This window comes from Ideonella benzenivorans (assembly GCF_020387415.1).
Classification (GTDB): Bacteria; Pseudomonadota; Gammaproteobacteria; order Burkholderiales; family Burkholderiaceae_C; genus Ideonella; species Ideonella benzenivorans.
The window spans coordinates 33,585-48,986 of the sequence record NZ_JAGWCB010000021.1 but is presented as its reverse complement, the minus strand read 5'-3'; the positions used below and the strand labels follow the sequence as shown (position 1 = coordinate 48,986).

At 66.0% G+C, this 15,402-nt stretch carries 7 protein-coding genes and 1 pseudogene; 2 read left to right on the top strand and 6 right to left on the bottom strand.

The features are described from left to right. Positions 1–8: 8 nt before the first annotated feature. The gene (locus KGA65_RS20805) at positions 9–5,210 is read right to left on the bottom strand and encodes a CHASE domain-containing hybrid sensor histidine kinase/response regulator (protein WP_225865050.1); all 5,202 of its coding nucleotides are present in this window, start codon (positions 5,208–5,210) and stop codon (positions 9–11) included. Positions 5,211–5,339: 129 nt separating this feature from the next. Here KGA65_RS20805 and KGA65_RS20800 point away from each other — a divergent pair, with 129 nt between their 5' ends. Next, the gene (locus KGA65_RS20800) at positions 5,340–7,100 is read left to right on the top strand and encodes a response regulator (protein ID WP_225865049.1); all 1,761 of its coding nucleotides are present in this window, start codon (positions 5,340–5,342) and stop codon (positions 7,098–7,100) included. Positions 7,101–7,491: 391 nt separating this feature from the next. On the opposite strand, the gene KGA65_RS20795 is transcribed toward KGA65_RS20800, so the two are convergent. From KGA65_RS20795 to KGA65_RS20775, 5 genes are all read right to left on the bottom strand, one after another. Continuing rightward, complete coding sequence (locus tag KGA65_RS20795) at positions 7,492–10,638, bottom strand: DEAD/DEAH box helicase (protein ID WP_225865048.1); 3,147 nt, start codon at positions 10,636–10,638, stop codon at positions 7,492–7,494. After that, a complete protein-coding gene (locus KGA65_RS20790) occupies positions 10,635–11,060 on the bottom strand; it encodes a hypothetical protein (protein WP_225865047.1) in 426 nt (141 codons plus the stop codon). Before KGA65_RS20790 ends, KGA65_RS20795 begins: the two co-directional genes overlap by 4 nt. After that, on the bottom strand, positions 11,053–11,547 hold the full coding sequence (locus KGA65_RS20785; protein ID WP_225865046.1) for a hypothetical protein: 495 nt from the start codon (positions 11,545–11,547) through the stop codon (positions 11,053–11,055). The genes KGA65_RS20790 and KGA65_RS20785 overlap by 8 nt, the downstream gene beginning before the upstream one ends. Further along, on the bottom strand, positions 11,471–13,087 hold the full coding sequence (locus KGA65_RS20780; RefSeq protein ID WP_225865045.1) for a S1 domain-containing protein: 1,617 nt from the start codon (positions 13,085–13,087) through the stop codon (positions 11,471–11,473). Before KGA65_RS20780 ends, KGA65_RS20785 begins: the two co-directional genes overlap by 77 nt. 98 nt (positions 13,088–13,185) lie before the next feature. After that, positions 13,186–13,419 (bottom strand): hypothetical protein, encoded by a 234-nt coding sequence (locus KGA65_RS20775; RefSeq protein ID WP_225865044.1) that lies wholly within the window; start codon positions 13,417–13,419, stop codon positions 13,186–13,188. 1,273 nt (positions 13,420–14,692) lie between these two features. Between KGA65_RS20775 and istB the strand changes: the two are divergent. Continuing rightward, positions 14,693–15,286, top strand: a pseudogene (istB, locus tag KGA65_RS20770) (IS21-like element helper ATPase IstB); the annotation flags it as partial. Between the last annotated feature and the right edge of the window lie 116 nt (positions 15,287–15,402).

The window sequence follows — 15,402 nt, the reverse complement described above, 5'->3', positions numbered from 1 at the left end:
AACTCCAGTCAGTGGGCCGTCGGAGCGGAGCTCGCCTTCCACGCCTGCAACAAGGCCAGCGCGGGCGCAAAGTCCAGGTCATCGATCATGCGTTGCAACTGCTCGCCGTCAGCGGCCGGCATGCCGTGCTGCAACAGCCAGGGTCGCAGCAGCGTGAACGATTCGGCCGCTTCCATGTCCTGCTGGGTCAGCAAGGTCTCCAGCCGGGCGAGCTGCGCGGCAGCATCCGGCAGCAGGGCGCTGCCCGGCTCCGGCTCCGGCGCGGGCGCGGACTCGCTGGCCGCCAGGCTGGCGCGCGCCGCCTCCTTCAGCTGGCCCAGGGCCTGCGCCAGGTCCTTGAACAGACCGCTCAGATCCTGGGTGCTGGCGCCGGCGCCGATGCGCAGCTCGCCGTCCGCCGCCAGCGCCTGCACCCGCTCGGCCCCCAACAATCCCGCCGAGCCGCGCAGCCGGTGCAAGGCGGCGGCGGCCTGGTCGGCGCTCATTGCCGCCAGGCCGTCGACCCAGCTCGCCTCGTGCGTCTCCAAGAGCTTGCCCAGCAGGCGGCGGAACAGCGCGGCGTCGTTGCCCAGCCGGTGCGCGGTGGCCGCCGCCTCGATGCCGTCGATCAAGGGCCAGTCCGCGGGCAGCGCGACCTGGGCGTCGCTGCCGCGCACCGGCAGCGGGGCGCCGCGCCGGGCTTCGATGTGCCGGCGCAGCGTGCGCACCAGGGCCTCGGGGTCCAGGGGCTTGGTCAGGAAATCGTCCATGCCGGCGTCCAGCGCGCGGCGGCGCTCCTCGACCAAGGCGCCGGCGGTCAGTGCGATCACCGGCAGCTCGCGCAGCTGCAGGCGCTCGCGGAGCTGCCGCGTGGCTTCCAGCCCGTCCATGCCGGGCATCTGGATGTCCATCAGCACGGCGTCGAACGGCTCGCCACCGGCCAGGCGCGCCAGCGCCGCCTCGGCATGGTTGTCGCAGTGCACCTGCGCGCCTTGGCGTTCCAGCATGCGCCTTGCCACTTCCAGGTTGATCTCGCTGTCGTCCACCACCAGCAGGCGCACCCCGGGCAGCAGGCCGCCGCCCAGGCGCCGGATCACCGCCGGGTCCAGCAGGTGATCGCTGCCGCCCTTGCGCTTGGCGATCGCCTCGTTGACGGCGTTGAACAGCGTGGACGGGTTGGCCGGCTTGGCCAGCACCGCGTCGACCACCGCCTCGATGTCCTCGGTCTGCAGCGCGCGGCGCTGGTCCTGGGTGATCAGCAAGGCCGCCGGCACCTGGCTGGCCGGCAGCGATGCGCGCAGGCGGCGCATCGCGCTGATGCCGTCCAGGCTGTCACCGAGATGCCAGTCAACCAGCAACACATCTGGCAGGGCCTGACCGGCTTGCTGGCGCTGCTGCAGTAGCGCCAGCAGGCCGGCGGCCTCGGCGAAGCTGCGCGCCTGCCAGCCAAAGCCGACGCACAGCGCGCTGAGGCGATCGCGTTGCAGCTCCTCGTCCTCAACGATGACCGCCTCCAGCCGTTGCGGCCTGTGCCGGCTGGTCTCGGCCGCCTCCAGCAGTGGCAACTCCACGGTGAACACGCTGCCCTGTCCCGGTTGGCTTTCCAGGGCCACGGTGCCGCCCATCAGACCTGCCAGGTGCTTGACGATGGACAGGCCCAGGCCGGTGCCGCCGAAGCGCCGGGTGGTTGACGCCTCGGCCTGCACAAAGGGCTGGAACAGCTGAGCCTGCGCCTCCGGGGGGATGCCGATGCCGCTGTCCCGCACCTGGAAGCGCAGGCTTGGCCGCTGCGTATCGAGCTCGACGCGGTCGACGCGCAAGCTGACCTGGCCCTGGGCGGTGAACTTGATGGCGTTGCTGAGCAAATTGCTGAGGACTTGCTGCAAGCGCTGCGCGTCGCCGATCAGGGTGTCAGGCAGGTCCGGCGCACTGCTCAGTTCCCACCCCAGGCCCTTGGCCCGCGCCGGGTGGGCAAACACCGCGTCCAGTTCTCGCAGCAGCTCGCTCAGCTGGAAAGGTGCCTGCTCGACGGCCAGCTCGCCGGCCTCGATCTTGCTCAGGTCCAGCACATCGTTGATGACGCCCAGCAGCGAGCGCCCGGCCACCTGCAGCTTGCGCAGCAGCTGGCGCTGGTCCTCGTTGAGCGGGGTGTCGGCCAGCAGGTGGGCGATGCCGATCACCGCGTTCAGGGGCGTGCGGATCTCGTGGCTCATATTGGCCAGGAACATGCCCTTGGCGGCGCTGGCCTGCTCGGCGGCGGCCTTGGCATGGCGCAACGCCCGCTCGGCGGCCAGGCGGGCCGAGATGTCCTGCGCAACGCCCAGGTAGCCAACGATCTCGCCGCGCTCGCTGCGCACCACGCTCACCGTCAGCGACACCGGCACCCGGCTGCCGTCCTGGCGCACATAGGTCCACTCGCGCTGCTCGCTGCCATCACGCTCGGGCACATGCAGGAAGACTCGGAAGCCCTGTACCTCTACGCCTTCGGCCGCGCTGAGCTCGACGCCGCGCTGCATGACCTCTTCGGGCAAGTGAATGAGGGCCGGCGTCTGCCGCCCGACCATCTCCTCGGCGCGGTACCCCAGCAGGCGCTCGGCACCGGCGTTGAACACGGTGATCAGGCCATCGGGCTCGGTGGCGATGATGGAGAAGTCGGTCGCTGCCTGCAGCACGCCGCGCAGCAGGCTGGCAAAGCGCTCGCGCTCCTGCTGCGCGGCGCGCATCTCGGAGATGTCCAGCAGGGTGCCGCTGACCCACTCGGCCCGGCCATCGGGGGTGCGGCTCATCACCCGGCCGGTCGACAGGGTCCAGACCCAGTGCTGGTCCTGGTGGCGCAGCCGGCTTTCGCAAACGTATTGCGCGCTCTCACCCTTCAGGTGCGCACCCAGCAGCTGCCGGGTACGTGCCAGGTCCTCGGGGTGGATCAGCGCGATCCAGCCGTCGCGGGTCATCGGCAGCAGGGCCTCGGGGCGGTAGCCCAGTATCTCTGCCCAGCGGGCGTTGAAGCGGGTCTCCCCGGTCTGCGCGTTCCACTCCCAGGTGGCGGCCCCGGTGCCCTCCAGGATGTTGCTCAGTCGGCTCCGTTCGCTCTGCAAATCCCGGGTCTGCTCGGCGACGCGGCGCTCGAGGTCGGCGTTGAGCGTCGTGAGTCGCCTCTGATGGCGCTGTTGAAGGCGCCAGTACAGGTAGATCAGCGCATAGAACAGGCCCGCCAGCAACGCCGGCGGCAGCATCCGCGAGCGCCATTGCGTCATCGCCTCGGCGTCCATGGCCAGCTTGGGCACCACCGCGCGGTAGATGACCCGTGCGCTTCGGTCACCAGGGTTGGGATCGATGACGCTTTCCACGCTCAGCACCTCGGCTTGCGCGCCCTGCCAGGCGCGCAAGCGGCCGAGCGGGGTGGCGATCGCCATCGCGCCGGGGCGGTAGCGGTCTCGCCAGCTGTCGGCGGCGTTCCCCTCCAGCGGGCCCTGGCGGGTCAGCCAGCGCTCGTCGCTGCTCAGCACATGCAAGCTGCCGCCCCAGGGCAGGCGCAGGCTCTCGGCGCTGAAGCGCGCGGAGACATCGACGTCCATTTCCAGCACGCCGAACAGCCTGCCGTCGACCAGCACCGGTTGGGTGTAGCGAATGAGCTGCCGCAGCGGCTCGCCTTGCGCGTCCGGGCGCGCTGCGGCGGTGAGGGGATGCGTCCAGGCCTCACCGCGCAGCAGGCGGGCACGCAGATCGTTCAGCGTGCCGAGCGCTGCCGGGGCTAGCGCCTCGTCCATCGATACGGCACCCGCCTGGGTGGCGCCGGCGGCTTCCCGACGCCACGTGACCAGTTGCCGGGCAGTGCCTTCCAGGCGGATCAAGCGGATCTCCTGGGCATCCGGATTGGCCTGCGCATAGGCCGCGAAGATTTGCCCCATGCGCTGGCGCCACAGCGCGGCAGCGCTGCCATCCAGCGGGTCGCGACCGCTGGCGTCGCTGCGCACCAGCCCATCGACCGGTGGTGTTCCGCGCAGGTAGACCAGCGCGCCCTTGCGGCCTTTCATGGCGGTCTCACCGTTGCTGGCGCGCTGGTCGACCAGCAGCTGCAACTCGCGCTCAAGGTTGGCGGCGACCGACTGCCTGACCTGCCATCCCGCGAAGGCCGCATAGGCCCCGCCCAGGGCCAGCAGGACCAGCAAGGACCATCGCGCCAGCGGGCTGCGAACGAAGTCCGCCAGCCGGGTGCCGCCTTGCTGAGCCAGGACCTCGGCATCCGGCCGGGCCGTCGCCAGGCGGGTGACCAGGGCGATCAGCCCGCTGAGCACGGCGCCGAGCACCAGCACCAGCCAGACGGGTGCGAGACGCGACTGGGCGCGCAAGGCGGGGCTGGACTGCAACTCCAGGCTCCACGCCCGACCGAAGACCGACAAGGCCCTTTGGGCGCGCGCAGTGATAGGGGCGGTCTCAGCGGCCTGGTCCGGGTGTGACTCGAAGAACGGTCGAGACTCGTCGCGTTCCGTCAGGCGGATGCTCACCAGCGGGAACGCCTCGAGCAAGGGTCTGAGCACTTCGTCGGCCAACAGCGGCGCGTAGGACCAGCCCAGGGTCCGGGCCAGTCTTGCATCAGGGTCGGGTGGCAGCACGCCCGACGCGTAGACCGGCAGCAGCATCAGAAAGCCCTGCCGCGGCTTCTGGTTGGCCTGCACCAGGGTGATCGGCGCCGTCAGCCGCGGCGCGGCTGACTGGGCCGCGGCCACCGCTGCCTCGCGCCGATGGCGTTCCGAGGCGATGTCCAGGCCGGTCGCGCCCTGGTTGCTGGCCTGGGGATAGATGTACTCGATGACGAACCGCTCGCCAGGGTGCGAAGTCAGTTCGCGCAGCCGGAAATCCGGCATGCCGTCCGCGCGCGCGCGGCGCAGCTCGGCCTCATCCTGGCCAAGGGGCCAGCGCCGGATGAAGCCAAAGCCCCGGGCCCCCGGGAACTCTCGCGACAGCTCGCGGCTTTGCGAGTAGGCGGCAAAGGTCGGGCGCCGGATCTCTGCGCCGCCGCCGGCGAGGATGGCGCCGCTGGCGCCCCGCAAGCCGTACTCATACAGGCCGAAGCGTGCCTCCACCTGCTGCGCCACCTGCTGCGCCTGGCGCTCCATCTCCTGCGCGAGTCGGCGCTCGTTCTCCAGGCTCAAGCCGCCGCCGACGAGACCCGTCGCGATCAGACCCAGCAGTCCGACCCATGTCCATGCCCTGCTGAAGTGAGCTTGCATCGTGTTGGGAATCCTGGTGTGGCGCAGCATATGACGGTCGCGCGAGCCGATCCTTGCTATGGTTGGTGCCCAGAGAATACCGAGACGGCGCCAGCCGGAGCGTCGGGATAGTCATGAGGAGGTGACTCGATGGCCGACAAGCCCAGACTGTTGCTGGTGGATGACGACACGGTCACGCTGCAGGCCCTGAGCAAGACCCTGGCGCCCTACGCCCGCATGCGCTTTGCGCGCAGCGGCGCCGAAGCGCTCAAGGCGGTGGAGGCGGAACTGCCCGATCTGCTCATCCTCGACGTCAACATGCCGGGCCTCGGGGGCATGGAGGTGCTCGCGCAGCTCCGGGCCCGCCCCGCCAGTGCGCAGCTGCCGGTGATCCTGGTGACCAGCGCCAGCGATGAAGCGCTGGAGGCCACGGCGCTGCAGATCGGCGCGCAGGACTTCGTCCGCAAACCGTTCCAGCCTGAGCTGCTGGTCGATCGCATGCGCGCCTTGCTGCGGCTGTCGGCGCTGCGCGCCCGCCAGCCAGCCGCCCTGAACCTGCGCAGCGCGCGCATCCTGCTGGTGGACGACGACCCGCTGGCAATCGAATCGCTGCGCTCGACGCTGGCGCCGCTGGGCGCCACCTTGCTGGCGGCGGCCGATGGCGAGGAAGCGCTCGCCCAGATGCGCAACGAGGTTCCCGACCTGGTGCTGCTGGATGCCCAGATGCCGCGGCTGGATGGTTACGCGGTGTGCCAGGCCATGCAAACCGACCCCGTGCTGAGCCAGGTGCCGGTGGCCTTCGTCAGCGTTCACGCCGAGGCCAAGTGCGAGACCCTGGGTTTTGCGGTCGGCGCCTCCGACTTCCTGGCCAAACCCTTCAAGCCCGACGTGCTGCTGGCTCGGGTGCGCAAGCTTTTGCAACTGCGCAGCGAGCGCGAGGAGACGGTCAACGCCATCGCCGCGCACTGGCAGGAGCTGGGCGATCGCCGCGTGGCCGAGCTGGTGTCGGTGGCCTCGGATGCCATCGTTTCCGTGGACTCGGCCGGCGTGGTGCGGCTGATGAACAAGGCGGCCGCAGCCTTGTTCGGCGTCTCGGTGGAGCGTGCGCTCGGCCAGCCTGCGGAGGCGGTGCTACCGGGCTGGATGGCCTTGGACTTTGCCAACGAAGCCATGGACCAAGCCAACGAGCGGCGGCGCAGCGGCCGCCCAGCGCGGGTGCTGCGCCTTTATCGCGGCGATGGCGCGGTCCGATCGGTGGAGCCGGTGGTCTTTCAGCAGGGGGGCGGTGCGCACCGCATCACCACCGTCGTGCTGCGTGATGCGACCGATCGAATCGCCGCCGAGCAGCGGCGCGAGGCGCTGCGCGATGCGGTCGTCGCCTCCGGCGTGCAGCTGGCCTTGCTCCAGGCCTTGAGCGACGGCGCCCGTTCGGCCGAGGAGCTGGTCGCCGCCGTTCAGGGGCGCGCGGCGCTACCGATTGCGCCCCCGCAGCTGAAAGGCTTTGACCTGGCGCGGGCGCTGACGGAGCTCGACGCTTGGTGTCGAACCCAAAGCAAGGCCATCGACCTGGGCTTGGCCCTGCCCAGCCGGACCCTGGCGGTGATGGGCAATGCGGAGCAGTTCCACGCAGGAGTGCAAAAACTCCTGCTCGCCCTGGCGGCGTCCAGCACCAGCGGCCTGACGCTGGAGATCAGTGTCAAAGCAGAAGAAGCCATCAGTCTGTCACTGACCTTCGGCGGGCTCAGGCTTGAGTCAAGCCACCTCGACTCCCCGCTGGTTCGCCTGGCCTTGATGCAGATGGGAGCAGGTGGGGCCATCGCCAGTTTCGGCGATGAGCGGGTAGGCACCGAGAGTCAAACCCTGAGCTTCAACCTGCTGAAGCCATCGCTCACCACCGAAGCCCACATCTGACCGGCTTCGCTTCGAGTGACCCCGAAGCGGTCTAGTTCGGTCATTCGTTGGGTGTCATTGAATGTCTGATCTCGCTGCCCAGCAGCCCTTCGGGTTCGCGCCGGCTGAGGCTGCTCAGGGTCGAAAGCGGGCTATCGGTCGCCACTCGTCGAACGGCCGCACCCAGTCTGAAGCGGCCAGCGGGTGTAGGACTGCCCGCTATGCAGCGGTTGCTGACTTTGGCTTCGAGGGCACGAACTCACGCTGACTCCCCCCAAACGGTCACGCGGCCAGACTTTCGGCAGGCGCATGAATGGCATCGGCTTTGCGTTGGTCTGCGGCCTTGGGCGGCAAGCGGAGGTGCTGGCCAGCACCGTTGACGCTTGAGGGGCCCAGTGGCCCCGCGGCAGGATTAGCGGTGCACGGCGCGCGGACGCCCAGTTTGTTCGCCGATCACGCGCTGAACAATGTCTTCCTGAATGTCGCCCGCGGGCGGCGCCCGAAAGTGGAGAAGCGACCGCGCTCGACTTCCGTGCGCCAGAAACCTTGAAATCGGGTTTCCCTCTCGTCTAGTCAAGGCTCGCACATGGCCTACGACGATGGCGCACTCGCGCGCGCGAGACAGTGCGACGTTCATGCGGTTCTCATCAAGCAGGAAATTCGTATTGCCTCCGCTTCGCGTCATCAAAAGCAAGATGATGTCGGCCTCGCCGCCTTGGACCGCGTCCACCGTTGTAGTCTGGACGCGCTGATCCAGGCGCCGCATGCGAATCTCGCGCTCGACAGCGATGCGTTGCGCCTGATACGGGCAGATTACCAAGCACGTTCCATGAGTCGCAAGCGCGGCAACAAGCTCGAGCGCCAGCCGACGCTCAAAAGGGTTCTCGAGGCTTTTGCCCATGACGCGTCGATGGCGGTAATCCGGCACGTCGCTGCAGTCGACCACAGTGAGGCGCTTGCGAGTCACTCCCCACTTCCCGGCCTGCCGGGACGACTTGAGGCGGCCCTCGTAGAACAGTTCACTCACGGCTGCACCAATCTCCGGGTGCATCCGGTGCTGCACGGCCAGCATGGCTTTGCGGGTGTCCGGCAACGACTGAAACAGGTGGTGGAAATAGCTGTTACGCAGCAACGACTCCACCTCCTGAGGATCGAGGCGGTTGGCGCCGTCGTCGGCCAGCATCTCTTCCGTCACCGTGGGCGGCAACTGCTTGTGATCACCGACTAGCACCAGGCGGCGAGCGCGCATCGCCGGCAGCAGGATCTCAGGCGCGAAAGCCTTACCAGCCTCGTCGAACACTACCAGATCGAACGACTTGTCGAGCAATGCGAAGTCAGCACGCGGCATGCCCATCGAGGTCACCGCATGCACCTGCCGGCCTGCAAGCACCCACCGGCTGAGCGCCTCCCGCACCCCCCTGGGAACGTTGCCGTCCTCGTCCTCCACCAGTGCGCGCCACGCGGGGCTCACGCCACTCGTGCTACCCAGCACCGACGAACGCCAGCTTTCGAGCAGCCGGTCCTGGGAACAGTCCATGAGGCTCGTTCCTTCGATCCGCGAGGTCTGTGCCACATAGCGCACCACGCCTTCTGCCAGCGCCGCATCCTCCTTCAGAAGCCGCTGCATCACTTCGTTGACCGCAACGTGCGTCGGCGCCACAACGAGCACTCGCGCTGGCCGAGGCTTGCCCAATGCCGCCCACTCCCCGAGGAATCGCCTCAGCAAAGCGACAACCAGCGTTGTCTTGCCCGTTCCCGGCGGTCCCCAGACGGCGAACACGCCTTCATCGTCCAGAGCGGCATCGATGATGGCGTCGGGGTTGCTGGCCTGGCTGCCCGCTTTGCCTGAGGGGCTCTCCTCCAAGTGGAACAGGTCGGCGCGCACCGTGGGCGAGACGAAGCGATTCGCCAGCGCCGATGCGGCCGAGCGCGCCATGATCTCCTGCGTGTAGCCTTCGCCGATCGCCGCTAAGTAGCGTAAGGCATGGGCATCGGTGCTGGCGTGGCGGAACGAAAGTTCAACCAAGCCCAGTCGCTCGTCGACCACCTTTAGCGCCTGGACAGGAATCTTCTGGCCGGCGGCATCCACGCCTTCCACACGCGGGGACTCCGCGTCAGCTTCAAGCAGCCAGGCAGGCAGTGGGCGATGAAGGACGATACATCGCATCGCTCTCCCCGCTCGTCGTCCGCCCATTGCGAACACCTCAACGCGCGAATCGCGCTCGGCCGAATCCCGCAGGTCTTCAAAGACGATCTGCATCTTGCGCAGGTGCAGTGCCGACTGGCGGTCCAACAAGCTCATGCGTTGGTTGCCAAGCTCCTCAGCCAGCATGTCCACGAATTCCCGGAACAAGCCCGGAGCGAGCTCCTGCTCGTCACCGATGTTAGGAACGAAGACACCCACTTCGGCATGGATACGCACAGAGGTCGCCGGCCGTTGGCCAGCCGTCCCCACGGCCAGCAACTCAAAGCAATGCGCATCCTCCTTGCAGCGCATGCGTAAAGCCACGTCCCCCAGCTGGAAGACAAAGACGCCCTGGTCCTGCATAGATACGCGCCACGGGTGCGATAGGGCGCCTGCCTTCTCGATGCGCTCCCAGGCTTCTCGCAGCTCGACTAGCTGCTCGGTCCTGCAGGCTAGCGGAATGGGGCTCCAATCTTTCGCATCTCGGCGGATCGTGGGGGCGAAGCCCACTTCAAGCGGCTTCGCCCCAGGGCGGACAGCACCATTGATCTCGGCCCAGGTCCATGGGCGACTGAAGACTTTTAGACGGGCGCCGGGGGGGACATTCCCCCGCGAATCGCCCCGCTCCAAAGGCAAGCGAAACTCAATGCGCGCCAGGGGGCCGTCTTCGGCCCCCGGCTCCGAACCGGAAGCGATGCTGACCCGCAATTCGTCCCGGCTGCGCCCTTCGACGATCGCCTCGAAATGGCTACCGCCATTCCTTGACAGCCGTAACAGCTCCCCGCGCAGCGCGCAAACGCTCGCGGTTCGGTTGTAGTGGTCCACTTTGTAAACTGCGACCAGCTCGCCGCGGTGCAAGCCCTGCAGCACATAACCATGATGCTTCTTCGTCCCGGCTTCGAGCTGCAGCAACGCGCCGCGCGCGGGGTAATCGGCAGGCATCTGCAGGCGCTCAAGCGGAAAGAGCTCCCCCACGCCGTGGGCTGGCAAGGAATCGCGAAACCACTCCAGATGCGCGCGCTCGGCCTCGACCAAGTCGACCGCACGCTCTAGCTCCGCTACCGTGCGTCGCAGCGCGTTCTCGCTCACTGGCCGCAGCGGATGTGTCGCAAGCGCGGTCGCCTGTTCCAGCGCGGCAAGGAGCTCCGGTTCCACCTGCCGCCGCATGCTGATCTCGCCTTCGACAACGAGCAGGACTTGTTCCAGCCAAGGCCCTAGCAATGTGCGCCGCCGCTGCGCGTCAGCCGCAAGAATTGCGTTCCTCTTGTGCTCGAGATCCTGCAGCTGGCGTTGCAGTTCCTCCGTCTTGCCGCCGAACCACCACTGAACGGCCATGGCGCCCAAGCTGACCCCGGCCAGGACCAAATTGATCATTTCTGCCGGATAGTAGCGAGCGCCCGCAGGGACTCATTGGCGTCGGCGATGATGCGTCTGCGCTGTTCGAAATCCGAAGATCGACCAGCTTCGTCGATCAGAAAGTTGAGCATTTGAATCGCGGTGGTCTGGGCCTCATCCAGCTTGTCCAGCGCGTGGTGTCCGAGACCGACCTCCAATCGGGTCTTCTCGAGGTCGGCCCGCGCCTTCTCGACATCAGCATGCGCCTTCACGATGATGGCTTCACTGTCTTGCTTCGCGCGCAGATAGTCGAAGCCTTTGCCGATGGTATTGAACACGTCATTCAGCACCTTGACGCGAGCCACCGCCAAGTTGTTGTCCAGTTTGGCGAACTCCAGGTTCTTTGGCCCGGTTTCAGGCGTGGGCGTGGACGACTTGGGTAATTTGAGTTTGCTAGCCATGGGGTACCCCTCCTAAATCCTTCCATCCCGTCAAGGCGATGCCGAGTTGCTCCCAGGCATCTTCCAGCATCTCCTGGACGTTTTCGAGCTCCTCGCGATCCGGAATGTCCTCCTCCAACAGAAGGCTCAGCCACATCGACGCGTCCTGCACCAGATTGGCCGCGAGGTCGACCAGTCGCCGGGCCGGCTCAAGACTGCCCCGGTGCAACTCGAATTCGCGATTTGCAAGCTTCGCCTCTTCCTTGAGAGCATCACGCTGCTGGACCAACTGCCGCTCCAACAGAACAATCTCCTCACGCGCTGCGCGGGTCCTCACCTTCGTAGCGCTGTAGTCCAGCCCTGCCTGGACCGCGCCTAGCAAGGCCGACACTGCCCCCAGCACGTCTGTCGGAATCGCGCGGGTGGCCGTCTTAGACGCGATTCCGCCCACCTTCCTCGCCATGATCTCGGCCGTTCTCGACAGGAATCGAAGTGCTTCGCGTGCCATTAAAGATCGCCTTTTTCCAGTCCTGGGGTTGCACTTCGACGAGCGTCCCGGTAGACACGAATCGCCATGAGAAATCGAGAGGCAGTGCGGGCAGGTTGTCGCTGGACACGTCCTGCAACCGGATGTCCTTGGCCGGATCCTTGCGCCAGAGGGTGCCGGACGCTGGTTCGAGGAAGATGTCCTCTTCCCACCGCTCCGGCAAATCGTCTTGGTCCGCACCTTGACGTGTTTCCAGCGTGGTCCGTAGCCGCACGAGCAGCACCACGCGTGCATGCATCTCCTGTTCGGGGACACGCTCAGGCGGTTCCCGTTCGGCACAGGCGAAATGTCGGTGCAACGCCTCGGTGAGGAAGGACCGCGGCACGGGCCGAGTCAGTGGAATCTCATGGCGCTCGACCTGCAGTGATACACGCAACCATTTGTCCTGCAGGGCTTCGAGCATCTCTTCGGGGCACGCGTCGGGTAGCGCCGCGCGCAACTTGCGCAAGGCACTGGCCGCATCCGCCCGCAACCGTCGCTCCTGCCTCGTGTCCCGCACAGCTTGTGGCGACCCCGGCGCCTGCTCGACACCTTCCGTTTCAGGCGGGAGGAAGGACAAGTTCGAGGGCATGGCGCTCGCAAACAGGAACTGGACAGGATGCCTTTGCGCATCCGCAACCTTCGCCAGAGCAACTAGCAACGATCGGCCGCGTGGCGTCGGGATCCAAGATTCGGACTGCACTAGGCCGTACTCGATGAGGAGCTCAGCAATGGCCTGAACGGAGCCCGGTGGCAAGCCCGTCTCGGTGGTCAAAGTCGCGCAATCGGCGCCGTCAGCCATTCTCTCCAAACACCATTGGCAAATCACGTCTACCTCGCGCGGTAGCCGCACACTCACGTTCATGCGACAGACAACGGCTCCCACCTCCCAAAGTACGCAACGCACCGGCTGCACCGGCTCGGGGCGGAGACTCGCGCCAAAGCTGCTGCGCAGCTTCCAAGGCGGCAAGGAATCCCCCAGCTCCGGCACTTCGATCCAGTCGACCCGCACCTTGGCGACCTGCCCCGGAATGAGGGCGTGCTTACGAGCCTGACCTCCAGCGGCGCGTTCGCGAGGAATGACCCCTTCCGCGCGGCCATACGCTACGTTGATCCCGTCCTGCGTCAGCCGGCGTACCTGAACTTCCACCTCGTCGCCCACGGACAATGTGGACAGGTCCGCACGTCGAATCATCTCTTCGACCAGCGTCTCACTGCAGATGTATTCACCGTACTTCCGTTCGGACGGGCAAAGCACGACAACCTGCACGAGGTCCCCGCGTTGGTAATGCGAGGAGACATCAGCTCTCTCACGGGGGACATGGTGGCCACCGACGAGACCGATTCGACCGTCCGACAAATCGACTTTGTAGAACCTTGGACCTGCATAGCTGACCGAGCCGGTAACAAGGTCGCCGATTCGGAAGTCGTCTTCTCGACCTGTTGAAGACACTTCCGCAGCCGGCGCCATGGACCTGCTCTCATCAGAAAAGAAGGACTTGAACAGATCGAGAAGGCCCATAACACCTGATTCCCTTGTCGGAATGCCTGAGATTGGCTACGACAAGGTAACTGAAGATTTGAGATCAATCGTAGCAGTCACGCCTGCAGGATCGAGCGTCAGGTTACGGCGATCGCCGACATTTGACGTTCAATCAGCTTGATGCTCCAGACGTAGTAGAACGCGATGGCTACCGCCGAAAACAACATGAAGCCGACGCCCGCTGGCGTCGCTTCGACGCCACCGCCTCGGCCCAAAGCCACCACGGCAATGCCGGCGAAGGCCGCCGCGATACCGGCCTTCTGCGCCGCCGTCACAGACTGCTTGAGCCGGAGCGCAGCAAAGAGCACCATGAAGACGGGAATCGTGGCAAGGACAGGCTCAGGCTATGCGCCTGGCTGAGGTTCGTGACGAATCAGGTGGGAAGGAGAAAACAGCCGGGGTCTGCTTGACCGAGGGGGAAGTCCCGGTAGAAGGGTTAGGCCGCATGCTGCGGGGTTACTTGCTGCGCGGTGCTGCAGACCGATAGAGTTGAAATAGCGCTGCACACTCGTCTTCAAGGACGCCGGCGCTCCGACGCCAAGTTCGCGTGTGTCGGCGTTCAGTTCCTCGGGAGTTCCAGACCTCGCCTACCAAATAGACTTCGGTGGCGGATGCGAAGTTGTCGATCTTCGAGTATGCCCACAGTTGACACCGGGCATTTGGCCAAAGATCGTCAGGAATTGGAGCATCAGTGCACTTGACCTCAATGATGACGACGTCACGCCTACTTTCTTCCTCACAACCAAGATCTTGTGCCGGCCTAAACACCAAGTCCGGATTGGCGCGCAATGGGTAGCCATCGATTGCGAGATCCGATATTTGAAAGGTCCTACGTTGCAAGTCAGCGAGTGTCATTCCGTCGTGAATGAGGTCCCAGCGAGTGCTGGTCGGCACTGGCACTCGCAACAATCGAACTCGCGCTTCGGCATCGCTGCCCATCTGGAGAGAGGCTATTGGGGAGCGGATGCCATGCAATTCCAAGACCCAGTCGGTGAACCCCGAAACTGTATATCCACGAAACGCCGGCAGAGTCTTCGTTGATGCTCCATACGGAATGCACGACGATCTGATCTGCGAACGGCCTTGGCTGCTGGCAAATATGCAACTCCACCTCGCTGTGTTCTCCACCCGCTGATGCAGCGTCGTCCCTGACGTCGATCGGGGTCTACTCGGGATGACAGCGGTTTGCTTGACGACCTCAGTGGAATAGTCGCCCTTCGCCGCCTCTTGGAACAGAGCCTCAAGTTCCGATGTGGACGGAGCGGAGCGTAAGCTGACGGCTGATGGGGCCAACAGCCTGTCGCCGGAGAGTGTGCCGGGAGGAACGCGGTGGGTCTTCATGCGGCCTAACGAAGCTGTAGCAAAACCCCGCCCATCGCGGTCCCGGCGCGGTCGAGCAGCATGCTGATCTCAGGCATGGGACGTCCGTGTTGGCACTTGGTTCGGATGTGGGGTGAATGATCCCAGCCTATCGTTGCGGCATGGGGCCTGCAAGGTGAATGTGTCGCCTTGTGCTGGGGATGCCTTTGGCCTGCTACCGCCCCGTTGCCAATCAACCCTGCTTCCTGCCGGTGGTGCTGTCCGAGCTATCAGATGCACGCGGCGCGCTTCCCCATCCACCGAGACCTGGCGGGCTTCGACTTCGAGGTCTCCGCCGTGGACCGGCAACTGGTGACGCAGCTGGTGCGCTGCAATTTCACCGAGGCCGCGCACAACGTGGTGCTGGTGGGCGGGCCGGGTACGGGCAAGACCCACCTGGACACAGCCATCGGCGTGGCGGGGATCACGCAGCACGGGCGCCAGGTAAGGTTCTACAGCACGGTGGACTTGGTCAACGCACTGGAGCGGGAGAAGGTCGAGGACAAGGCGGGGCGCATCGCGGCCGGCCTGCTGCGGCTGGACCTGCTGATCCTGGACGAACTGGGCTACCTGCCGTTCAGCCAAGCCGGCGGGGCCTTGCTCTTCCACCTGCTGTCCAAGCTTTACGAGCACACCAGCGTGATGATCACGACCAACCTCGCCTTCGCCGAGTGGAGCGCGGTGTTCGGCGACGCCAAGATGACCACGGTGCTGCTGGACCGGCTCACGCACAACAGCCACATCGTGGAGACCGGCAACGACTCGATCCGCTACCTGCGCTCAACAGCACAGGCCAAGTCGCGCGTGAGGGCTCGGTAACAGCAACGGGCTGCCGCTCAGAAGCAGGAGAGTGCCAAGGGCACGCTCAGGCCCTTAAACTAAACTCATCCACAGCCCGCAGGCCTGCGCCTGCGGCTTCCATCCCTGGCTCACTA